This is a genomic window from Hansschlegelia beijingensis (genome assembly GCF_014196425.1).
GTDB lineage: Bacteria > Pseudomonadota > Alphaproteobacteria > Rhizobiales > Methylopilaceae > Methylopila > Methylopila beijingensis.
On the sequence record NZ_JACIDR010000003.1, the window covers coordinates 207,233 to 228,912 of the forward strand.

Annotated in this window: 20 protein-coding genes; 13 read left to right on the forward strand and 7 right to left on the reverse strand. The window is 70.4% G+C overall.

All coding sequences use genetic code 11. The features are described from left to right. Positions 1–4: 4 nt before the first annotated feature. Positions 5–1,252, reverse strand: coding sequence for a flagellar biosynthetic protein FliO (locus GGR24_RS10995; RefSeq protein WP_183395405.1), 1,248 nt, complete (start codon positions 1,250–1,252; stop codon positions 5–7). 274 nt (positions 1,253–1,526) lie between these two features. On the opposite strand from GGR24_RS10995, the gene GGR24_RS11000 reads away from it, so the two are divergent. The 9 genes from GGR24_RS11000 to alaS all read left to right on the forward strand — a co-directional run bounded on the left by GGR24_RS11000 (position 1,527) and on the right by alaS (position 11,522). Continuing rightward, a complete protein-coding gene (locus GGR24_RS11000; RefSeq protein WP_183395406.1) occupies positions 1,527–1,907 on the forward strand; it encodes a flagellar basal body protein in 381 nt (126 codons plus the stop codon). A gap of 8 nt (positions 1,908–1,915) precedes the next feature. Then, complete coding sequence (gene flgC, locus GGR24_RS11005; RefSeq protein ID WP_183395407.1) at positions 1,916–2,326, forward strand: flagellar basal body rod protein FlgC; 411 nt, start codon at positions 1,916–1,918, stop codon at positions 2,324–2,326. 14 nt (positions 2,327–2,340) lie between these two features. Next, complete coding sequence (gene fliE, locus GGR24_RS11010; protein ID WP_183395408.1) at positions 2,341–2,655, forward strand: flagellar hook-basal body complex protein FliE; 315 nt, start codon at positions 2,341–2,343, stop codon at positions 2,653–2,655. A 42-nt stretch (positions 2,656–2,697) separates the two neighbouring features. Then, complete coding sequence (gene fliQ / locus GGR24_RS11015) at positions 2,698–2,964, forward strand: flagellar biosynthesis protein FliQ (protein WP_183395409.1); 267 nt, start codon at positions 2,698–2,700, stop codon at positions 2,962–2,964. 16 nt (positions 2,965–2,980) lie between these two features. Further along, positions 2,981–3,742 (forward strand): flagellar biosynthetic protein FliR, encoded by a 762-nt coding sequence (gene fliR, locus GGR24_RS11020; protein ID WP_183395410.1) that lies wholly within the window; start codon positions 2,981–2,983, stop codon positions 3,740–3,742. Positions 3,743–3,748: 6 nt separating this feature from the next. Further along, positions 3,749–4,813, forward strand: coding sequence for a flagellar biosynthesis protein FlhB (gene flhB, locus GGR24_RS11025; RefSeq protein ID WP_183395411.1), 1,065 nt, complete (start codon positions 3,749–3,751; stop codon positions 4,811–4,813). Between the two features lie 121 nt (positions 4,814–4,934). Next, on the forward strand, positions 4,935–7,478 hold the full coding sequence (cckA, locus tag GGR24_RS11030) for a cell cycle histidine kinase CckA (protein ID WP_183395412.1): 2,544 nt from the start codon (positions 4,935–4,937) through the stop codon (positions 7,476–7,478). A 138-nt stretch (positions 7,479–7,616) separates the two neighbouring features. Then, positions 7,617–8,696, forward strand: coding sequence for a recombinase RecA (gene recA / locus GGR24_RS11035; RefSeq protein WP_183395413.1), 1,080 nt, complete (start codon positions 7,617–7,619; stop codon positions 8,694–8,696). Between the two features lie 171 nt (positions 8,697–8,867). Further along, a complete protein-coding gene (alaS, locus tag GGR24_RS11040; protein WP_183395414.1) occupies positions 8,868–11,522 on the forward strand; it encodes an alanine--tRNA ligase in 2,655 nt (884 codons plus the stop codon). A 20-nt stretch (positions 11,523–11,542) separates the two neighbouring features. On the opposite strand, the gene GGR24_RS11045 is transcribed toward alaS, so the two are convergent. Together GGR24_RS11045 and GGR24_RS11050 are read right to left on the reverse strand one after the other, a co-directional pair. Further along, a complete protein-coding gene (locus tag GGR24_RS11045) occupies positions 11,543–11,794 on the reverse strand; it encodes a hypothetical protein (RefSeq protein WP_183395415.1) in 252 nt (83 codons plus the stop codon). Between the two features lie 187 nt (positions 11,795–11,981). Further along, positions 11,982–13,193: an NADP-dependent isocitrate dehydrogenase gene (locus tag GGR24_RS11050; RefSeq protein ID WP_183395416.1), complete on the reverse strand. Its 1,212-nt coding sequence runs from the start codon at positions 13,191–13,193 to the stop codon at positions 11,982–11,984. 213 nt (positions 13,194–13,406) lie between these two features. On the opposite strand from GGR24_RS11050, the gene GGR24_RS11055 reads away from it, so the two are divergent. From GGR24_RS11055 to purB, 3 genes are all read left to right on the forward strand, one after another. Next, positions 13,407–14,606, forward strand: coding sequence for an MFS transporter (locus tag GGR24_RS11055; RefSeq protein WP_183395417.1), 1,200 nt, complete (start codon positions 13,407–13,409; stop codon positions 14,604–14,606). Between the two features lie 63 nt (positions 14,607–14,669). Further along, entirely contained in the window at positions 14,670–15,497 is an 828-nt protein-coding gene (locus GGR24_RS11060) for an RNA methyltransferase (protein WP_183395418.1), read from the forward strand. 85 nt (positions 15,498–15,582) lie between these two features. Further along, entirely contained in the window at positions 15,583–16,890 is a 1,308-nt protein-coding gene (purB, locus tag GGR24_RS11065) for an adenylosuccinate lyase (RefSeq protein WP_183395419.1), read from the forward strand. A 44-nt stretch (positions 16,891–16,934) separates the two neighbouring features. Here the strand turns inward: purB and GGR24_RS11070 are convergent, their stop codons facing one another. From GGR24_RS11070 to GGR24_RS11080, 3 genes are all read right to left on the reverse strand, one after another. Further along, the gene (locus GGR24_RS11070) at positions 16,935–17,756 is read right to left on the reverse strand and encodes an SH3 domain-containing protein (protein WP_183395420.1); all 822 of its coding nucleotides are present in this window, start codon (positions 17,754–17,756) and stop codon (positions 16,935–16,937) included. A gap of 186 nt (positions 17,757–17,942) precedes the next feature. After that, positions 17,943–18,758 (reverse strand): HpcH/HpaI aldolase family protein, encoded by an 816-nt coding sequence (locus tag GGR24_RS11075; protein WP_183395421.1) that lies wholly within the window; start codon positions 18,756–18,758, stop codon positions 17,943–17,945. 31 nt (positions 18,759–18,789) lie between these two features. Then, complete coding sequence (locus GGR24_RS11080) at positions 18,790–19,113, reverse strand: DUF1476 domain-containing protein (protein ID WP_183395422.1); 324 nt, start codon at positions 19,111–19,113, stop codon at positions 18,790–18,792. Positions 19,114–19,317: 204 nt separating this feature from the next. Between GGR24_RS11080 and ftsH the strand changes: the two genes are divergently transcribed. Then, on the forward strand, positions 19,318–21,231 hold the full coding sequence (gene ftsH / locus GGR24_RS11085; RefSeq protein WP_183395423.1) for an ATP-dependent zinc metalloprotease FtsH: 1,914 nt from the start codon (positions 19,318–19,320) through the stop codon (positions 21,229–21,231). A 117-nt stretch (positions 21,232–21,348) separates the two neighbouring features. Here the strand turns inward: ftsH and GGR24_RS11090 are convergent, their stop codons facing one another. Next, positions 21,349–21,651: an EF-hand domain-containing protein gene (locus GGR24_RS11090; protein ID WP_183395424.1), complete on the reverse strand. Its 303-nt coding sequence runs from the start codon at positions 21,649–21,651 to the stop codon at positions 21,349–21,351. Positions 21,652–21,680 lie beyond the last annotated feature (29 nt).

A 21,680-nucleotide genomic window follows, 5' to 3' on the forward strand; every position in this document is an offset into this window, starting at 1 on the left:
GACATCAACCCTTCGGCTTGCCGACATCCCGCCCGAGCAGATTGGCCATCTCGGCCTCGAGCGCCGCAAGCGGGTCGTCGTCGAGCGGGGATCCGGCGGGGGCTTCGGCGGGCGAGGGGCGCGGCTCCGGACGAACGTCGGGCGCAGCCGGAGCCGGCTTCTCGCTCTGGGGCGCCATCGGCGGCATCTCGCGCGGCGTCTCCTTGGCGGCCGCGGGGGCCGGCTTGACGGGCGCGGCCGCACCCGCAGCCTCCGGGGCGGCGGGCTGCTTCGGCGCAGCCTCCTTGGCGGGCTCCTTGGCAGGCGCAGAGGGGGCCGCGGGAGCAGTGGGCGCGGACGGCTTCGCCTGAGCCGCCGGCGCCGCCGGGGCGGCCTGCGCTGCGTCAGCCTCGGGCCGGGGGCGCGTTTCGACCGGGCGAACCGCCGGGGCGACCGGACGTTTCAGCGCCGCCGCAAGCCGCTCGGCGAGCTCGCTCGTGCGCGTCTCCGCGGTGGCCGGGCGCGCCGTCGGGCCGGCGATGATCGGCTTCGCCGCAGTGGCGGCCGCGGGCGCCGGCCGCTCGGAGGCGGGAGCGGCGACCGGAGCCGCCGGCGCCGCGACCGGCGGAGCAGGCGGAGTCGGGGCGGGGCCGCGGGCCGCCGCCGGAGCGGGCGGGGTCGGCGCAGCCGGCTGCGGAGCGGCGGGCTGCGGAGAAGCTGCGCCCTGCGGAGCGGGCTGCGGACGGGCCGGCTGCGGCGCATCCCGCGTCGGGACGACCGGCGGACTCTCGACCGTCCTCGGCGCCGGCCGCTGCGGTTCCGGCGCGCGCGGCTGCGGCGCGGCGACGGCCGGGGCCGGAGCCGGGCGAACCGCCGCCGGGGGCGCCGGGGGCGCCGGCATCGGCTGCGGCGGCGCCGCGCGCACCGCCGGCTCGGGCGACGCCGGCTGCTCGCGCTGCACGGGAAGTCCGGCCGGAACGCGCAGGATGCCGCTCTCGACGACCAGATCGTTCGGTCCGCCGATCATCACCAGATGCTCGACATTGTCGCGACGCACGATCACCAGCCGGCGGCGTCCGTCGATCGCCAGCACGTCCAGCACGCCGAGCCGTGGCTGGCGCGAGCGGCCGGACGAGCCCATGCCGCCGGACAGCCCCTGACCGCTGAACCGTCGCATCAGCCAGGCGGCGAGCACGACGAGCAGAATGACGACCGCGAAGGCCAGGATGAACTTGAGAGGGGTCGGGACGTCGCCGAGGAACTGGTCGAACACGCGGTCTCACCTCAATCTCGAAAACTTCGCGGATCCCGGCTGCCCGGACCTCCGCAACGGCGCGGCCGTCGAGCACGTTCGTTCACACGAGCGCGACCCGGCTGTTCGTCATAGCCAAAGTCACCCGCAAGGTGAACGGAAACTTAACGTTCTTAACCGCCCGTTAACCATGGGGGCGGCAGATTTTGCCGGGCGGACGCGCAATCCGCGAAAATCGAATCGGGCCGGCGCCGCCGCTCTGGCGCGGCGTTCCTTGCGCCTCGGGAGAAGCCGTATGGCTGGTCTTGTCGAGTTGCCGCTGCTGTCGGCCCTCAAGACCAAGATGCGATGGCAGGAAGCGCGCCAGAGGGTGCTGGCCGAAAACGTCGCCAACGCCGCGACGCCCGGCTTCCAGGCGCACGACCTGAAGCCCGCCGAGCCGTCTGCTTCTTCGGTCGGCCCGCTGCAGACCAACGCCCGTCATCTCTCGCTGGCCTCGGCGCCGGGAGGCGCGACGAAGATCGGCGACGGCTTCGAACGTACGCCGGACGGCAACACGGTGGTGCTGGAGGAGCAGATGACCAAGGCTGCGCAGAACCAGATGGATCACCAGATGGCCGCGATGCTTTACCAGAAGAGCCTCGGCGTGCTGCGCGCCGCGCTCGGCAGGGCCTGAGGCGCGCCATGGACCTGACGCGCGCCATCGGCGTCGCCGCTGCCGGTCTCAAGGCGCAGGCCGGCCGGATGCGAATCATCGCCGAGAACCTCGCCAACGCCGATTCGGCCGCGAAGGCCCCGGGCGAGGATCCCTATCGCCGCAAGGTGCCGACCCTCAAATCGGCCTTCGACGACGAACTGTCCGCGCAGGTCGTCCGGCTCGGCCGGGTGGAGCGCGACCGCAGCGACTTCCGCGTCAGGCGTGAGCCGGGCAATCCGCTGGCGGACGCCAATGGCGACGTGCGGTTGCCGAACGTGGACCCGCTGATCGAACAGATGGACATGCGCGAGGCGCAGCGGAGCTACCAGGCCAATCTGAACATGGTGGGCGCGGCGCGGAAGATGATCGTCCGCACGCTCGACATCCTGCGCGCCTGATCGGGAGACCCCAGATGACCAGCCCCGCCTCCGTCGCCGGCGCCTACGCCAACATTGCGAGCCTCGTCGGCCAGGCGGCCGGCGGCGCCGCGCCCGTGGCGCAGCCGAAGGGCGGCGGGTTCGGCGAGCTGCTGGAGCAATCCTTGTCCGGCATGGCCGAGCAGGGCCGTAACGCCGAGGCGAAGGCGATGCAGGCGGTCGCGGGGAAGGCCGATGTGGTCGACGTCGTGACCGCGGTGGCGGAGAGCGAACTGGCGCTCAACACGCTGGTGAGCGTGCGCGACAAGGTGATCGCCGCCTATGAAGAGATCATGCGGATGCCGATCTGACGCCGAGTCGGCGGGCGATCCCCGGAAAGCGCGGTCAGGATCATGAACGGAGCCGAAGTGCTCGACGTCGCCCGCGACGGGCTGTGGACGATCCTCAAGGTGGGCGGCCCGCTGATGGCGGTGACGCTGCTGGTCGGCGTCGTGGTGTCGCTGGTTCAGGCGCTGACGCAGATCCAGGAGATGACGCTGGTTTTCGTGCCGAAGATCCTGGCGCTGTTCGCGGCCCTGCTGATCGGGCTGCCCTTCATGGGCGACGCTCTCGCGGGACATATGGCGCGAATCGCGGGCAGGATCGTCTCCGGCGGGTGAGCCGCGCGGGCGACCGATGACGTTCGATTTCCTGCCCAATGAGGTGGCGGCCTTCGTGCTCATCCTGGCGCGGGTGGGGGCGCTGGTGATGCTTCTCCCGGCGCTCGGCGAGGAGAACGTCTCGCCGCGCTTCCGGCTCACCGTCGCGGTCATGCTCGCGCTCGTGTTCTGGCCTTTCGCGCGACCGCTCTACGCGGTCGACGCCGGCGACGCGGCGGCGCTTGTCGGATTGGCGCTTTCGGAGATCGCGATCGGGCTGGCGCTGGGCATGGTCGGCCGGCTCGTGATGTCGTCGCTCTCGGTCGCCGGCAACGTCATCGCGAACCAGCTCGGCCTCGGCTTCGTCATGACGGTCGACCCCACGCAGGGCCAGCAGAGCGCGATCGTCGGCACCTTTCTGACCCTCGTCGGCGTGACGCTGATCTTCGCGACCAACCTGCATCACCTCGCGATCGGGGCGATCGCGGCGAGCTACGACGCCTTCAGGCCGGGCGCCTTCCCGGGAACGGGCGACGCCGCGCGCCTCGCCGTGGGCGCGGTCGAGGCCGCCTTCCGGATCGGCGTGCAGCTCTCCGCGCCGTTCCTCGTGTTCGGCCTGATCTTCAATCTGGGTCTCGGCGTGCTGTCGCGCCTGATGCCGCAGCTTCAGGTGTTCTTCATCGCCGCGCCGCTGTCGCTGATCGCCGGCTTCGCGCTGCTGGCGCTCGTCATCGGCGTGCTGATGGACGTCTTCATCGGAGACGTCGCGGCGACGCTCCGCATGCTGACCGGAGGCTGACCCGCGATGGCGGAGAGCGACGAGGGCGGCGAAAAGACAGAAGAACCGACCCGCAAGAAGATCGAGGACGCGCTCAAGCGCGGCGACGTCGCCAAGAGCCAGGAGCTCAACGTCTGGTTCGGCCTCGCGGCCACGACGCTCGCCCTGTCGATCTTCGGCGACGGCGCGACGTCGTCGCTCGGCGAGATGCTGACCCGGTTCCTCGCGGAGCCGCAGCGGTTCGCGATGGACGGCGCGTCGCTCCGCGCCATGGCCGGCGGCCTCGGCTTCGCGATCGCGGCCGCTGTCGGGCTGCCGATGGTGCTGCTGGCGCTCGCCGCCATCGCGGGCAATCTCGTCCAGCACCCTTTCCAGGTCACCACCGAGCCGCTCGCCCCGAAATTCTCGAAGATCTCGCCGGCCTCCGGTTTCAAGCGTCTGTTCTCGGCCGAGAGCCTCGCGAACTTCCTGAAGGGCCTGCTCAAGATCGGGATCGTCGGGGCGGTGATCTCCTCCGTCATCTGGCCGGAGCGGGCGCGCGTCGCCTCGCTGGCGCAGGGCGACGTGGCCGGCCTGCTGCCGCTGCTGAAAGCGCTCTCGCTGAAGGTCCTGGTGGCGTCGGTCGCGGTCTTCGCCGTCATCGCGCTCGCCGATTATCTCTGGCAGCGGCGGCGCTGGCGCGAGCGCCTGAAGATGACGCTTCAGGAGGTGCGCGACGAGCACAAGCAGCAGGAGGGCGACCCGCACATCAAGGCGCGCATCCGCTCGATCCGCGCCCAGCGCTCCAAGAAGCGCATGATGGCGGCGGTGCCGAAGGCGACCGTGGTGATCGCCAACCCGACCCATTACGCCGTCGCGCTGAAATACGAGCCGGGCATGAACGCGCCGCTCTGCGTCGCCAAGGGCGTGGACGCCGTCGCGCTCAGGATCAGGAAGGTCGCGGAGGACGCCGGCGTGGCGGTGATCGAGAACCCGCCGCTCGCCCGCTCGCTGCACGCGGCGATCGAGGTCGACAAGGAGATCCCTGCCGAACACTACAAGGCGGTCGCCGAAGTCATCGGCTTCGTCATGCGCCGGAAGGGCGCGCGGTGAGCGCCGGGCGCCGCCCCGCGCGGTTCAGCGCCTGCTTGTTGAATCCTGCGCCGGGCCGCCTCATGGTCGCGCGGTTCGGCCGGCGCGGGACGAATCGCGGCGCGCCGATCCACGAGGCCCGATGAGCAGCATCGCCGAGGAAGACCGCATGGCCGCCGAGCCTCCGATCGATCGCAGCCGGTCGGGCTCCGTCGGACTCGTGCTGCTCGTGGCCGCGGCCCTGGTGGGCGCCGGGCTTGCGATCTCCTTCCTGAAGGGCGACGCCGCGCAGCCCTGGATCCTGGCGCTGCTCGCGGTGCTGTCCGTGATCGGCGTGTTCGCGCTGTTCGCGGGCGCGCTCGGCCTTGTCCGGTTCGGCGCGCGCAGCGCCGGCGACGATCTCGCGCGCGCGATCGTGGCGACCGCCGAAGAGGGCGTCCTCGTCACCGACGCGGGCGGGCGGATCGTGTTCGCGAACGACGCCTATCTTCAACTGACCCGCGCCGCCGCGCCCGCCGAGGCGCGGCCTGTCGAGCGCGTGTTCGCCGGCAACGCCGACGTGGCCGAGGCGATCTACCGACTTTCGCAGGCCGCCCGCGAAGGCAGGCGGGCGGCGGAGGAGGCCCGGGCCACGCTGCCCGACGGCCTCGGCGCCTGGCTACGGATCGGCGTGCGGCCGGTGACGCGGCGGGGCGGCGCCGTCGAGACCGTCTGGACGCTCGCGGACGTGACGCGCGAGCGCGAGCGCCACGAGAACGTCTTCCAGGAGCTGCAGCACGCGGTCGACTTCCTGGACCATGCCCCTGCCGGCTTCTTCGCCGCGGAGGGCGACGGCTCGATCGTCTACATGAACGCGACGCTCGCCGGCTGGCTCGACCAGGACCTGACCCGCGTCGCCTCCGGCGCGCTCAGGCTCGGCGACATTCTTTCCGGCGATGGCGCGGCGCTGATCGAGGCGGCCTCGCCGAAGCCCGGCTCGGTCGCGACCGAAATCATCGACGTCGATCTCCGGACCCGCAGCGGGCGCTCGCTGCCCGCGCGGCTGCTGCACGCCGTGGCCTGGAGCCAGGAGGGGACGCCGAGCGCCTCGCGCACCCTTGTGCTTGATCGGGGCCCCGGCGCCGACGTCTCCGAGCCGCTGCGCGCCGCCGAGGTGCGGTTCGCGCGCTTCTTCAACAACACGCCGCTCGCCATCGCGACCGTCGACGCCCGCGGCCGCGTGCTGAGGGCCAACGCCCCGTTCGCCAAGCTGTTCGGAGACCGCCTCCGGAGCGAGGAGCAGCGCTCGATCTACGCCGCGCTCGCAGGCGACCGCGACCGCGCGGGGCTGGAGGCCGCGATCGCGGCCGCCGCCGACGGCGCGGGCGACGTGCCGCCGGTCGACGCCGCGCTCGCGGGCGAGGGGGGCCGCTCCGCCCGGCTGTTCGTGACGCGCGCGGACGACGGCGAGGACGAGGATCACGAGGCCGCCGTGGTCTACGCCCTCGACACCACCGACCAGCGGGCGCTCGAGGCGAAGTTCGCGCAGAGCCAGAAGATGACGGCCGTCGGCCAGCTCGCCGGCGGGGTCGCGCACGACTTCAACAACGTGCTGACCGCGATCATCGGCTACTCGGACCTGCTGCTGGCGAACCACCGGCCGACCGATCCGTCCTTCCAGGACATCATGCAGATCAAGCAGAACGCCAACCGGGCCGCGAGCCTCGTGCGGCAGCTGCTGGCCTTCTCCCGCCGCCAGACCCTGCGGCCCCAGGTGATCGCGCTCGGCGACGTGCTGGCGGAGCTCAGGATGCTGCTCTCCCGCCTCGTCGGCGAGAAGGTCAAGCTCGAGCTCGTGCACGGGCGCGACCTGTGGCTCGTGAAGGCGGACCTCAACCAGTTCGAGCAGGTCATCATCAATCTCGTGGTCAACGCCCGCGACGCGATGGCCGACGGCGGAACCGTGACGATCCGCACCCGGAACGTGGCTGCGGCCGAGGCGCCGGGGCTCGGGCATTTCGAGCTTCCGGCGGCCGACTACGTGATGATCGACGTCGAGGACACCGGGCCCGGCATCCCGTCGGAGATCATCGACAAGATCTTCGAGCCCTTCTTCTCGACCAAGGAGGTCGGCAAGGGCACCGGCCTCGGCCTCTCGACCGTCTATGGCATCGTCAAGCAGACGGACGGCTTCGTGTTCGCGCTCTCGGAGCCTGGCCGCGGCGCGACCTTCCGGATCCTGCTGCCGCGCCACGTGCCGGACGAGGCCGAGCAGGCGAAGCCCGTCGCGGCGGTCGCGGCGGTCGCGCAGGACATGACCGGCCGCGGCACCGTGCTGCTGGTCGAGGACGAGGACGCCGTGCGCGCCTTTGCGTCCCGCGCGCTCGCCTCGCGCGGCTACACGGTGCTCGAGGCGCGGTCGGGCGTCGAGGCGCTGGAGCGCATGAAGACGGACGGCGCCGACATCGAGCTCGTGGTGTCCGACGTGGTGATGCCGGAGATGGACGGGCCGAGCCTGCTGCGCGAGCTGCGCAAGACGCAGCCCAACCTGAAGATCATCTTCGTCTCCGGCTACGCCGAGGACGCCTTCAAGAAGAATCTCCCTGAAGGCGAGGTGTTCGCGTTCCTGCCCAAGCCGTTCTCGCTCAAGCAGCTGGTGCAGGCCGTGAAGGAGGCCATGGGCTCCGACGCGGCGGCCTCGGACTGACAGGACCAAACGCGGAACGCAGGCGGGAAAAGGCTTGTAGAGTAGTGGGTTAGCGCGCGCTTGCGCGGTGAGAACAAAGGGAGTACGTTCCTTGCGTTGAAGCCCCGCCTCGGCTCATGCCATAAGGAGCGTCCCGCGATGTCCCAATCCGCACTCCGCCTCGTCGAAGGAAGCTCCATGGACAAGACCAAGGCGCTCGACGCCGCCCTGTCGCAAATCGAGCGCGCCTTCGGCAAAGGCTCGATCATGCGGCTCGGCGCCGGGCAGGCGATGGCCGAGATCGAGACGGTCTCGACCGGTTCGCTCGGCCTCGACATCGCGCTCGGCGTCGGAGGCCTGCCGCGCGGCCGCATCATCGAGATCTTCGGCCCTGAGAGCTCCGGCAAGACCACGCTCGCGCTGCATACGGTCGCTGAGTCCCAGAAGAAGGGCGGCGTCTGCGCCTTCGTGGACGCCGAGCACGCGCTGGACCCGGTCTACGCCCGCAAGCTCGGGGTCAACCTCCAGGATCTGCTGATCTCCCAGCCCGACACCGGCGAGCAGGCGCTTGAGATCGCCGACACGCTGGTCCGCTCCGGCGCGGTCGACGTGCTGGTGGTCGATTCGGTCGCCGCGCTCACGCCGCGCGCCGAGCTCGAGGGCGAGATGGGCGAGGTCCAGCCGGGCCTGCAGGCGCGCCTGATGAGCCAGGCGCTGCGCAAGCTCACCGGTTCGATCTCGAAGTCGAACACGATGGTGATCTTCATCAACCAGATCCGCATGAAGATCGGCGTGATGTATGGCAGCCCGGAAACCACCACCGGCGGCAACGCGCTGAAGTTCTACGCCTCCGTCAGGCTCGACATCCGCCGCATCGGCGCGATCAAGGAGCGCGACGAGGTCGTGGGCAACCAGACGCGCGTGAAGGTCGTCAAGAACAAGGTGGCGCCGCCGTTCAAGCAGGTCGAGTTCGACATCATGTATGGCGAAGGCGTCTCCAAGACCGGCGAACTCATCGATCTCGGCGTGAAAGCCGGCATCGTGGAGAAATCAGGCGCCTGGTACTCCTTCGACAGCCAGCGGCTCGGCCAGGGCCGGGAGAACGCCAAGTCCTTCCTCAAGGAGAACGTCGAGATCGCCCGCCGGATCGAATCCGAGGTGCGGCAGGCGTCAGGCATCATCGCCGACAAGATCTTCGACCAGGTCGACCCGAACGATCCGGAGCTCGACGCCGACTGAGCCGGCCGGCGGCGTTCGCGCTGCGGCGCTGGGTTTTCTGGACATGCGAGGAAGCTGGCGCTTAATGTGCCGCCCGCGCCCCGTGGCGCGGCCCTTCGGGGCCCGCGTGACGGGGCGTCGGCCGTTCTGGCGGGCCGCCTTCCAAGACATCCAGCGAGCATTTTCGGCATCATGAGCGGCGTCAACGAGATCCGGAAGACCTTCGTCGACTACTTCGTAGGCGAGGGCCACGAGCACGTCGCCTCCGGGCCGCTGGTGCCGCGCAACGACCCGACGCTGATGTTCACCAGCGCCGGCATGGTTCAGTTCAAGAACCTGTTCACCGGAGTCGAGCGCCGGCCCTACAGCACCGCGACGACGGCGCAGAAATGCCTGCGCGCGGGCGGCAAGCACAACGATCTCGACAATGTCGGCTACACGGCCCGGCATCACACCTTCTTCGAGATGCTCGGCAATTTCTCGTTCGGCGACTACTTCAAGGATCGCGCGATCGAGCTCGCCTGGAACCTCGTCACCAAGCATTTCGAGCTTCCCAAGGACCGGCTGCTCGTCACCGTCTACATCGACGACGACGAGGCCTATGGGCTCTGGAAGAAGATCGCGGGCCTCTCGGACGACCGCATCATCCGCATCGCCTCGTCCGACAATTTCTGGGCCGCCGGCGACACCGGCCCCTGCGGGCCGTGCTCCGAAATCTTCTTCGACCAGGGCGAGGGCGTGGCCGGCGGGCCTCCCGGCAGCGCGGACGAGGACGGCGACCGGTTCCTGGAGTTCTGGAACCTGGTCTTCATGCAGTACGATCAGGTGGCGCCGAACGACCGCCGGCCGCTGCCGCGCCCCTCGATCGACACCGGCATGGGCCTCGAGCGCATCTCCGCGATCCTGCAGGGCGTGACGTCCAACTACTACACCGATCTGTTCCGCGCGCTGATCCGCGCGAGCGTCGAGGCGACCGGCGTGCCCGCGGAAGGCCCGACGCAGGCGAGCCATCGGGTGATCGCCGATCATCTTCGGGCTTCGAGCTTCCTGGTCGCCGAGGGCGTGCTGCCCTCCAACGAAGGACGCGGCTACGTGCTGCGCCGGATCATGCGGCGCGCGATGCGCCACGCGCAGCTGCTCGGCGCGCGCGATCCGCTGATGTGGCGGCTCGTTCCGACCCTGATCCGCGAGATGGGCGCCGCCTATCCGGAGCTCGTGCGCGCCGAGGCGCTGATCACCGAGACGCTGGAGCTCGAGGAGACCCGCTTCCGCGTGACGCTCACGCGTGGCCTCGGCCTGCTCGAGGAGGCGTCCGAGGGCCTCGCGGGCGGCGACCGGCTGCCCGGCGAGACCGCCTTCAAGCTCTACGACACCTATGGCTTCCCGCTTGACCTCACGCAGGACGCGCTCCGGCCGCGTGGCGTCACGGTGGACGTCGACGGCTTCAACGCCGCGATGCAGCGCCAGAAGGCCGAGGCGCGCGCCGCCTGGTCCGGCTCGGGCGAGGCCGCGACGGAGACGGTGTGGTTCGGCCTGCGCGAGCGCGTCGGACCGACGGAGTTCCTCGGCTATGGCGTGGAGCGCGCCGAAGGCGCGGTCGTCGCGCTGGTCAAGGACGGCCAGGAGGTCGAGCGCCTCGAGACCGGCGAGCGCGGGCTGCTGGTGACGAACCAGACGCCGTTCTACGGCGAGTCCGGCGGCCAGGTCGGCGATGTCGGGGAGCTTTCCGCCAAGGGCGTCCGGCTCGTGGTGACCGACACGCAGAAGAAGCTCGGCGACCTGTTCGTCCATGTGGTCGAGGTTCGGGAGGGCGCGGTCGCGGTGGGCGACGGGCTGACCTTCGAGGTCGACCATGAGCGCCGCCGCAAGATCCGGGGCAACCATTCCGCCACCCATCTGCTGCACGAGGCGCTGCGGCTGACGCTGGGCGATCACATCGCGCAGAAGGGATCGCTGGTGGCGCCCGACCGGCTCCGGTTCGACTTCAGCCATCCCAAGCCGATCGGCGACGAGGAGCTCGGCCGGATCGAGACGCTCGCCAATGCGATCGTTCTCCAGAACGACCCGGTGACGACCCGCGTGATGGGCGTCGAGGAGGCGATGAAGTCCGGCGCCCGGGCGCTGTTCGGCGAAAAATATGGCGACGAGGTGCGGGTCGTCTCGATGGGCAAGGCCGAGGACGGCGAGCGGGCCTTTTCGGTCGAGCTCTGCGGCGGCACCCATGTGGGCGCGACCGGCGAGATCGGGCCGATCACGATCATCGGCGAGAGCGGCGTCGCGGCGGGCGTCCGTCGCGTCGAGGCCCTGACCGGGGAGGCGGCGCGCCAGCACTTCGAGACGCAGAACGCCCGCGTTGCGGATCTCGCCGCGTTGCTGCGCGCGCCCGAGGCCGAGGTGGTGTCGCGCGTCGAAGCCCTGCTGGAGGAGCGCAAGCGGCTCGAGCGCGAGCTGGTCGAGGCGCGCAAGAAGCTCGCCATGGGCGGCGCCGGCGGCGGCGCGGCGGACGCGTTGCGCGAGGTCGCGGGCGTGAAGCTGTTCGCCCGCACGGTCGAGGGCATCGAGATGAAGGACCTCAAGGGTCTCGTCGACGAAGCCAAGAAGTCGCTCGGCTCGGGCGTCGCCGCGATCGTCGGCGTGACCTCCGAGGGCAAGGCCGGCGTGGTCGTGGGCGTCACCCCGGACCTGACGTCGAAGTTCAACGCCGTTGAGCTGGTTCGCGCGGCTTCCGCGGCGCTTGGCGGCTCGGGCGGCGGCGGCCGGCCCGACATGGCCCAGGCGGGCGGGCCGGACGGCGCCAAGGCCAATGACGCGCTCGACGCGGTGGCGGCGCGGCTCGCGGCGGCCTGAACGCTCGGGACGCGAAAGGCTCAGGAGCGGGCGGGATCCTGCGCGTCGCGCGCCGCGGGCTTGACGCCGGCGGAGCGCTTCAGGCGCGTCACGGCCTCGCGCGTGGCGGCGCTCGACGCGCCGGGCCCGAGCTGGTCGCCGGCCGCGAGGCTCCGGTGAACGCCCGCCGGATCCGCGCTCTCCGCGGGCGCGGCCTGACCCGCGGACACCTGCGACATCGCGGCGGCCAGAAAGCCGAAGAAGAGGGCGGTCTGCTTGGTGGTCTGATCCATCGCATGCACTCCTTACTCTGGCGCTCTCGTTGAGGCGCACGAGCAATGGAAGCGTATCCGCGATGAACCCGGCCTAAATGCTCTGAGGTCATTTCGTGGCGGCGCGCGCCACAGGAATGAATGCTGGTTCAGCGCCGCCGAATTCTCGGAGGCGAGGGCGCAGGGCCGGAGCCCCGCGCCGGCTGGCTCAGCCCATCGCCTTCTGCAGGTTCTCGTCGACCTTGTCGAGGAACCCCTGCGTCGTCAGCCAGCCCTGCTCGTGGCCGACCAGCAGCGCGAGGTCCTTGGTCATGAAGCCGCTTTCGACGGTGTCGACGCAGACCTTCTCCAGAGTCTCGGCGAACCGCTTCAGTTCGGCGTTGTCGTCGAGCTTGGCCCGGTGGCCGAGGCCGCGCGTCCAGGCGAAAATCGAGGCGATCGAGTTGGTCGAGGTCGCCTTGCTCTTCTGGTGCTCGCGGTAGTGCCGCGTGACGGTGCCATGGGCGGCCTCGGCCTCCATGATCTTGCCGTCCGGCGTGGTCAGCACGGAGGTCATGAGGCCGAGCGAGCCGAAACCCTGCGCCACCGTGTCGGACTGCACGTCGCCGTCATAGTTCTTGCAGGCCCAGACATAGCCGCCGGACCACTTCAGCGCGGACGCCACCATGTCGTCGATGAGCCGGTGCTCGTACCAGATCTTCTTGGCCGCGAACTGGTCCTTGAACTCGGCCTCGTAGATCTCCTGGAAGATGTCCTTGAAGCGGCCGTCATAGGCCTTCAGGATCGTGTTCTTGGTCGACAGATAGACCGGGAAGCCGCGGTTCAGGCCGTAGTTCAGCGAGGCGCGGGCGAAGTCTCGGATCGAGTCGTCGAGGTTGTACATCGCCATCGCGACGCCCGAGCCCGGCGCGTCGAACACCTCGTGCTCGATCGTCTGGCCGTCCTCGCCGACGAACTTGATGGTCAGCTTGCCCTTGCCGGGGAAGCGGAAGTCGGTCGCCCGGTACTGGTCGCCGAAGGCGTGGCGGCCGACCACGATCGGCTGCGTCCAGCCCGGCACCAGCCGCGGCACGTTCTTGCAGATGATCGGCTCCCGGAAGATCACGCCGCCGAGGATGTTGCGGATCGTGCCGTTCGGCGACCGCCACATCTTCTTGAGGCCGAACTCCTGCACCCGGGCTTCGTCCGGCGTGATGGTGGCGCACTTCACGCCGACGCCGACCCGCTTGATGGCCTCCGCCGCCTCGACGGTGACGCGGTCGTCGGTGGCGTCCCGGTTCTCGACCCCGAGGTCGTAATATTCCAGATCGAGATCCAGGTAGGGATGGATCAGCTTGTCCTTGATCGCCTGCCAGATGATCCGGGTCATCTCGTCGCCGTCGATCTCGACGACGGGATTGGCGACTTTGATCTTCGGCATGGGCGGGACGGCCTTCCTCGGTGGCGGGCGGGGCCGGCGCGAGCGCCGGCGCGACGATCGCGACAGTCCTTAGCATCGCGGCCGGAACCGGCAAAGGCGGACGCGGCTCGTTTTGCAGCCGAACTCTTGCATCGCAGCATATAGGCGCGGGGCCGGCGGCGGATTACTTCGGGCGCTGCCCGCCCCGCTTCTCTCACCGACGGATTTCACCAGATGGCCGAGACCAGGATAGCGCTCGACGCTCCGCGCTCCGCGGCGGGCGCCGGCCGGGGCGTGGTGCTTGCGGCGGCGGCCGCCTGCGGAGCCATCGTCGCGAACCTCTATTACGCACAGCCGCTCGTCGACCTGATCGCGCGGGACCTCGGCGTGGCGGCGACGCTTGCGAGCGCCGTTGTGGCGCTGACCCAGGTCGGCTACGCGATCGGCCTGCTGCTCCTCGCGCCTCTGGTCGACCTCGTCGAGAGCCGCAGGCTGCTGACCGCGACCTTGTCAGCGGCGGCCGCCGCCCTCCTGGCGGCCGCCGCGGCCCCGAACGGCGCCGTGTTCCTGGCGGCCTCGCTGCTGATCGGGATCGCGTCCGTCGCGGCCCAGATGCTGCTGCCGCTCATCGCCGGGATGGAGCCCGAGGCGAGCCGCGGCCGCGTTGTCGGCACGATCATGAGCGGTCTGCTGTTCGGCATCCTGCTGGCGCGGCCGGTCGCCGGCGTGGTGGCGGACGCGTTCGGGTGGCGGGCGATGTTCGGCCTGTCCGCCGTGCTGATGGCCGTCACCGCTCTCGCGCTGCGCGCGCTGATTCCGTCGCGCCGGCCGGAAAGCCGGATGAGCTATGGCGAGCTGATCGGCTCCATGGCGGAGCTGCTCGCCCGATACCCGACGCTGCGCCGGCGGGCGCTCTATCAGGCGGCGATGTTCGCCGCCTTCAGCCTCTTCTGGACAGCTTCGCCGATGCGGCTCGCCGGCGAATATGGCTGGTCCCACAGCATGATCGGCCTGTTCGCGCTGGCCGGCGCGAGCGGCGCCCTGATCGCTCCCTTCGCGGGCCGCATGGCCGACGCCGGCCACACCCGGATCGGCACGCTGATCGCCATCGCGTGCGGCGTCGCCGGCATGATCCTGGCGGGCCTCGACTGGACGCTGGGCCTCGCCGGCCTGCTGCTGGCCGCGATCGTGCTCGACATGGGCGTGCAGGCCAACATGATCCTCGGGCAACGCGAGATCTACGGGCTCGACGCCGCGGCCCGCGGCCGGATCAACGGCCTCTATGTCGCGATCCTGTTCCTCGGCGGCGCGCTCGGCTCCGCGCTGACGAGCCCGGTGTTCGCCTATTTCGGCTGGGCCGGCCTGGCCGTCGTGGGCGCCGCGCTGCCGCTGGCGGCCCTGGCGGCGGCCGCCGTGGAGCGGCCGGCCCACTGAGGGGCTTGCGTCGGCTGCCGGGCTTGGGCCATCTCGCGCCCCACACTTTTCCGGACCGAGGACATGGCGGGCACCGATCGCACCAAGGCAGACGCCGCAGCCCTGCTGCCCGCAGGACCCGCCGTGGTTCTGGTCGAGCCGCAGCTCGCTGAAAACGTCGGCGCCGTCGCCCGCGCGATGGCCAACTTCGCGCTCAGCGACCTGCGCGTGGTCCGCGCGCCGGGCAAGACCGAGGCCGAGGGCGCGCGGGTCCGCTCGGCCGGGGCCCACCATATCCTGGAGGCGGCGCGCCACTTCGACAGCATAGAGGAGGCGATCGCGGACCTGACGCTTCTGTTCGCCACCACGGCGCGGGGGCGGGGACAGGCGAAGCCCGTCGACGCGCCGGAAGCCGCGGCGCGCCTGATGGCGCAGCACGCGGCGGGCGGCGGACGCGTCGGGCTGCTGTTCGGCCGCGAACGGACCGGGCTCGAGAATGACGAGATCGCCCTCGCGAGCCGGGTGGTGACGTTTCCGGTGAACCCGGCCTACGCCAGCCTCAACCTCGCCCAGGCGGTGCTGCTCGTCGGCTATGAATGGTTCAAGGCCGCGACCGGGGGCGCGCCGGCGTTCGAGATGCCGACCCGCTCGCCGCCCGGCACGCAGGCCGAGATCGTCGCGCTGTTCGCGCATCTCGAAGGCGAGCTCGACGAGACCGGCTTCTTCCGTTCGCCCGAGAAGCGGGCTTCGATGATCCGCAACATCCGCAACATGATCCACCGCATGGATCCGTCCCGCCAGGACCTCCAGACGCTGCACGGCATCGTGGCGGCGCTCGCGGAGGGCCGCCCGGGCCCGCAGGGGCGGGGACGCACTCTGCTCAAGCCGTTGAAGGACCCGGAGGAGGGCTGAGAGGACCCGCGTTGCGCTCTGGCTCCTTGCGCCAGGCTCGCTGCGTCGGTAGGACGCCCGCGCCCCTCCAAGCCGAGCGACGCCCATGATCCCCCGCTACTCCCGTCCCGAGATGACCGAGATCTGGTCGCCGGAGACGCGCTTCCGCATCTGGTTCGAGATCGAGGCGCACGCCGCCGACGCGCTGGCCGAGCTCGGCGTGATCCCGAAAGAGGCCGCGAAGACGATCTGGGAGAAGGGCGGCGCCGCGACGTTCGACGTCGACCGCATCGACGAGATCGAGCGCGTGACCAAGCATGACGTGATCGCCTTCCTGACCCATCTCGCCGAGTTCGTCGGTCCGGACGCGCGCTTCGTCCATCAGGGCATGACGTCCTCCGACGTGCTCGACACCTGCCTCGCGGTGCAGCTGAAGCGGGCGGCCGATCTGCTGATCGCGGACGTCGACCGCCTGCTTGCGGCGCTCAAGGCCCGGGCGCTCGAGCACAAGCGCACGCCAACCATCGGCCGCAGCCACGGCATCCATGCGGAGCCCACGACGTTCGGGCTCAAGCTCGCCGGCTACTATGTCGAGTTCCAGCGCGCCCGCGAGCGGCTGATCGCGGCGCGCAAGGAGATCGCCACCTGCGCGATCTCCGGCGCTGTCGGCACCTTCGCCAATGTCGACATGGCGGTGGAGGCGCATGTCGCCGAGAAGCTCGGGCTCGCCGTCGAGCCGGTCTCGACCCAGGTGATCCCGCGCGACCGTCACGCGATGTTCTTCGCGACCCTCGGCGTGGTGGCGTCGTCCTGCGAGCGGCTCGCGACCGAGATCCGCCATCTGCAGCGCACCGAGGTGCTGGAGGCGGAGGAGTTCTTCTCCGAGGGGCAGAAGGGCTCGTCGGCGATGCCGCACAAGCGCAATCCGGTGCTGACCGAAAACGTCACGGGCCTCGCGCGGATGGTGCGCTCCTATGCGCTGCCCGCGATGGAGAACGTCGCGCTCTGGCACGAGCGCGACATCTCGCATTCCTCGGTCGAGCGGATGATCGGCCCGGACGCGACGGTGACGCTCGACTTCGCGCTCAACCGTCTGGCCGGGGTGGTGGAAAAGCTGCTGGTCTATCCAGAGCGCATGCAGGCCAATCTCGACCGGCTCGGCGGGTTGGTGCACTCGCAGCGCGTGCTGCTGGCGCTCACCCAGAAGGGCGCCTCGCGCGAGGACGCCTACCGGCTCGTGCAGCGGAACGCGATGCCGGTCTGGCGGGGCGAAGGCGATTTCCTGACGCTGCTCAAGGCCGACCAGGAAGTGCGCGGCTTCCTGTCCGAGGCCGAGCTCGAGGAGGCGTTCGACCTCGGCTATCACTTCAAGGCGGTGGACGCCGTGTTCGCCCGGGTGTTCGGCGCCGACTGAGCCCGAAAGCAGGACGGGCGGCTCGCGCCGCCCGTCTGGTTCTTCTAGCGCTCGCGGCCGCCACGGCCGCCATGATCGCCGCCGCCCCGGCCGCCGCCGCCAGCGCCGATCATGCCGCGCCCGCCGCCGCCGGCGCGGTCGAGGCCCATCCGGTCGCCGCGATCGCCGCCGCCGCCGATCCGGTCCCCGCCGCCGCGTCCGCCGCGGTCGCCGCTGAAGATATCTCCGCCGCCGCGCCCGCCGCGATCGCCACGATCACCGCCCCGGTTTCCACGATCTCCGCCGCGGTCGCCCCGGTCGCCGCTCCAGCCTCCGCGGTCGCCGCGGTCGCCGCCGCGATCAGGGCCGCGTCCCGGCCGTCCGGGACCGTCGCCGCGACCCGGCCGATCCCAGCCGCCGCGACCGTGATGTCTGCCGCGGTGGTGGTCCCGCCGCCAGGAGCGCTCCCAGCCGGAGCGTCCCGGACGCTCCGAGTACCAGCGCCCGCCCCAGTAGTAGAAGCCGTCATCGTAATAATAGGGGCGGCTGTCCCAATACCCGCCGATCGACAGGCCGGTGATCACCTCCGGCTCATACTCGTCGATGACCACCGTCGACCGGGAGGACGGGCCGCCGGCGCGATCCAGATAGCTGGCGCTCGCAAAGCCGGTGCCCTGCGCGCCCATGCTGATCTCGCACCACGAGCCGGTGCAGCCGAGCACGTTCACGGCCTCGCCTTCCGGGAGCGTGTCGATCACCGGATAGCTCGTGCCGGGGCCGGCGCGGACGTTCAGCGCCGTGGTCGCGATCGCGGTGTCGGCGTGCGCCGCCCCGGCCGTGACGAGCAAGGCGCCGCCAGCGAGCAAAGTCCTTAGAAGTGGGGTCATTGGCGTCGAACTCCTCATTTCCGAATGCGCCGTTCGCAGAGCTCCGTCCGCCCCGGCCGAAACGTCTTGCGCGCGCTGGCGCCGAAGCGCGCGATCCGGTCTGCAAACGCATGATCCCGGCGTTATGTTCAAGTCCGACGCCGGCGGGTGCCGCTCCGCGACATCGCGATCCGAGGCCGCAAAAGCTCATCCGCCAGCCGAGACGCCGATCGCCGGCGCGTCGAACACGTCCGAAAGCGCCCGCTCGGCGCCGGCGGAGAGGAAGGCGAGGTCGGGGCCGAGCGCGATCATGGGGAAGCCCCGACGCACATAGTCGGACGCCATCGCAGGCGAGTTCGCGAACACCGCGACCGGCTTTCCCGCGCTGCGTCCGGCGGCGAGCACCTGGCCGAGCGCTTCGACGACCTTCGGATGGCCGACGTCGATCGTCGCGCCGCGCGTCAGCGAGACGCTGAGGTCGTTCGGCCCGATCAACAACCCGTCGACGCCCTCGGTCCGGGCGATCTCGTCCACATTCGCCAGCCCGCGCTCGGTCTCGATCATCGCGAGCGCCAGCGTCAGCTCGTTGGCGCTCGCCAGATAGTCGTCGCGGTCGAGGCCCAGCAGGGTCATGGCGCGGCTCGGCCCCCAGCTGCGGCGGCCGACCGGCGGGAACTTGACCGCGTCCACGAAGGCGCGGGCGTCGGCCGCGGCCTCGATCATCGGCGCGATCAGGCCGGCGGCCCCGACATCGAGCGACCGAGCGCCCAGCGCGTAGTCGCCGGCCGGCAGCCTCACCAGCGCCGGGGCGTCCGCGAGCGCTGCGGCCGCCACGCCCTCGACGATGCTGTCGAACGTCGCGAAGCCGTGCTGGGCGTCGAGCGTCACGGATGCGAAGCCTGCGCGCGCCACCGCCTCCACCACCAGCGGAGACGTGAGAGAAAGCCAGCCGTTGAAGTGCGTGCCGCCGAACTCGAGCGCCGCCGCCGGGAAGGCGGCAGGGCGCGGCTCCGATGTCCTCAAATGCGGCCCCGTGCGCCGCCGCTCCGGCGTCTCACCGCTCCGCCTTGATCTGATCGACGGCGGTCGCCAGCAACTCGTCCATCGTGCGACGGATCTGGTGGTCGGAAAGCTGGACCTGGGCGTCGTCGAAATCCCGCCGGACCTTGCGGAACACGTCGTTGTCGCCCTCTTCCTCGAAGTCCGCCATCACCACCGACTTTGCGTAAGCCTCGGCTTCGACGCCCTGCTTGCCGAGCTTCTCGGCGGCCCACAGCCCGAGCAGCCTGTTGCGCCGGGCATAGGCGAAGAACTTCATTTCCTCGTCATGGACGAACATGGCCTCCATGGCCCGTTCACGACTGTCGAAGGTGGTCATCCGGGATATCCTCGAGCGCCGCGCGTCAGTCCGCCCCCGCCAGCCCGCGCATCTGTGATGATTACACCCCCCAAATGTGGCGCAACAGCGTGGGCCGACGGATTGCTCGTCGTTCCTTCGTCTTGGCAGCGGCCTGCGGCGAGCCTACATTCGCGGACGGTGCGGCGCGTCCTCAATCCACGCCGCCGCCGCGAAAGGCCCGCAATGAACCCCAATTTCCGGAACTTCGCCCTGTGGGTGATCATCGTCCTGCTGTTGCTGGCGCTTTTCACCCTGTTCCAGAACCCGGGGCAGCGCGCTCAGACGAACGACATCTCCTTCAGCCAGCTTCTGAACGAGGTCGATAACGGCCGCGTCCGCGGCGTCGTCATCGAAGGCCAGAACATCACCGGCCAGTACACTGACGGCGCCCAGTTCCAGACCTACGCGCCGAACGACCCGTCGCTGGTGCAGCGTCTCTACGGCAAGGGCGTCGCCATCACGGCCCGCCCGCCTGGCGAGAACATGCCCTGGTTCGTCGCGCTGCTGCTGCAGTGGCTGCCCTTCATCGCGCTGATCGGCGTCTGGGTGTTCCTGTCTCGCCAGATGCAGGGCGGCGCCGGCAAGGCGATGGGCTTCGGCAAGTCCAAGGCGAAGCTCCTCACCGAGGCGCACGGCCGGGTGACGTTCGAGGACGTCGCGGGCGTCGACGAGGCCAAGAGCGACCTCGAGGAGATCGTCGAGTTCCTGCGCGACCCGCAGAAGTTCCAGCGCCTCGGCGGCCGCATCCCGCGCGGCGTCCTGCTCGTCGGCCCCCCCGGCACCGGCAAGACGCTGATCGCGCGCGCGGTGGCGGGCGAGGCGAACGTGCCGTTCTTCACGATCTCGGGCTCCGACTTCGTCGAGATGTTCGTCGGCGTCGGCGCGAGCCGCGTGCGCGACATGTTCGAGCAGGCCAAGAAGAACGCGCCCTGCATCATCTTCATCGACGAGATCGACGCGGTCGGTCGTCACCGCGGCGCCGGCCTCGGCGGCGGCAATGACGAGCGCGAGCAGACGCTCAACCAGCTGCTGGTCGAGATGGACGGGTTCGAGGCGAACGAGGGCATCATCCTGATCGCCGCCACCAACCGTCCCGACGTGCTGGACCCTGCGCTGCTGCGTCCGGGCCGCTTCGACCGCCAGGTCGTGGTCGCGAACCCCGACATCATCGGCCGCGAGAAGATCCTGAAGGTCCATGTCCGCAAGGTGCCGCTGGCGCCGGACGTCGACCTCAAGACCATCGCGCGCGGCACGCCGGGCTTCTCGGGCGCGGATCTGATGAACCTCGTCAACGAGGCCGCGCTGCTCGCGGCTCGGCGCTCCAAGCGGATGGTGACCGCGGCGGAGTTCGACGCAGCCAAGGACAAGATCATGATGGGCGCCGAGCGCCGCATGGTGATGACGGACGAGGAGAAGCGGGTGACCGCCTATCACGAAGCCGGCCACGCCATCGTCGCGCTCTACACGCCGGCGAACGATCCCATCCACAAGGCGACGATCATCCCGCGCGGCCGCGCGCTCGGCATGGTGCAGTACCTGCCGGAGCGCGACCAGATCTCCATCTCCTACGAGCAGCTGACCTCGCGGCTCGCGATGGCGATGGGCGGCCGCGTCGCCGAGGAGGTGTTCTTCGGCGACGAGAAGGTGACGGCCGGCGCGCAGTCCGACATCCAGATGGCGACCAACATCGCCCGCGGGATGGTGACGCGCTGGGGCTTCTCGAAGGAGCTCGGCACCGTCGCCTATGGCGAGAACCAGGACGAGGTGTTCCTCGGCATGTCGGTCGCGCGCCAGCAGAACGTCTCGGGCACGACGATGCTGAAGATCGACAACGAGATCAAACGCTTCATCGACGAGGGCTACGAGACCGCGAAGCGCATCATCACCGAGCATCGCGACCAGATGGAGACGCTCGCCAAGGCGCTGCTCGAATACGAGACGCTGACCGGCGAGGAGATCAAGAACCTGCTCGCGGGTCACCCGCCGGTGCGCGACGCGACCGACGAGCCCCCGGCGCCGCGCGGCTCCGCCGTTCCGACCGCCGGCAAGCCGCGGCCGCGGCCCGATCCGGGGCTGGAGCCGCAGCCTCAGGCGTGAATCGAAAGGCCGGGCGAAAGCCCGGCCTTTCTGCTTCCGGGGCGCCTCGCCCGCCGCGGCTCGCGGGAGAGGGATCGGCGTGGCGAGGGCCGCCAGCCGCGCCTGGAGTCCTGTCGGCTACTTGGCGTCCTTGCACCAGGACGCGGAGGCCTCGCGGCAGCGCTCGGTGTAGCCCTTCGTCAGCTTCTCGGCCGCAGCCCACTCTTCCTCATCGACGCCGTTGTTGTTGTCGGTGTCCATCGCCGTGAAGGTCGGGGCGGGGTCGAGCTTCAGAGTGCCGACGCTCTTCTCCCACTCCACGCGGCTGATCCTGCCGCTGCCGTCCGCATCGAGCGTGTCGAAGGCCGGCCAACCGGCGGCCGAGGCCGCGGCTCCGGACAGCAGCAGAGCCGCACCTGCGATGGCCATAATCCTGGTCATGGCGTCTTCTCCCCTTGCGTTGTTTACGC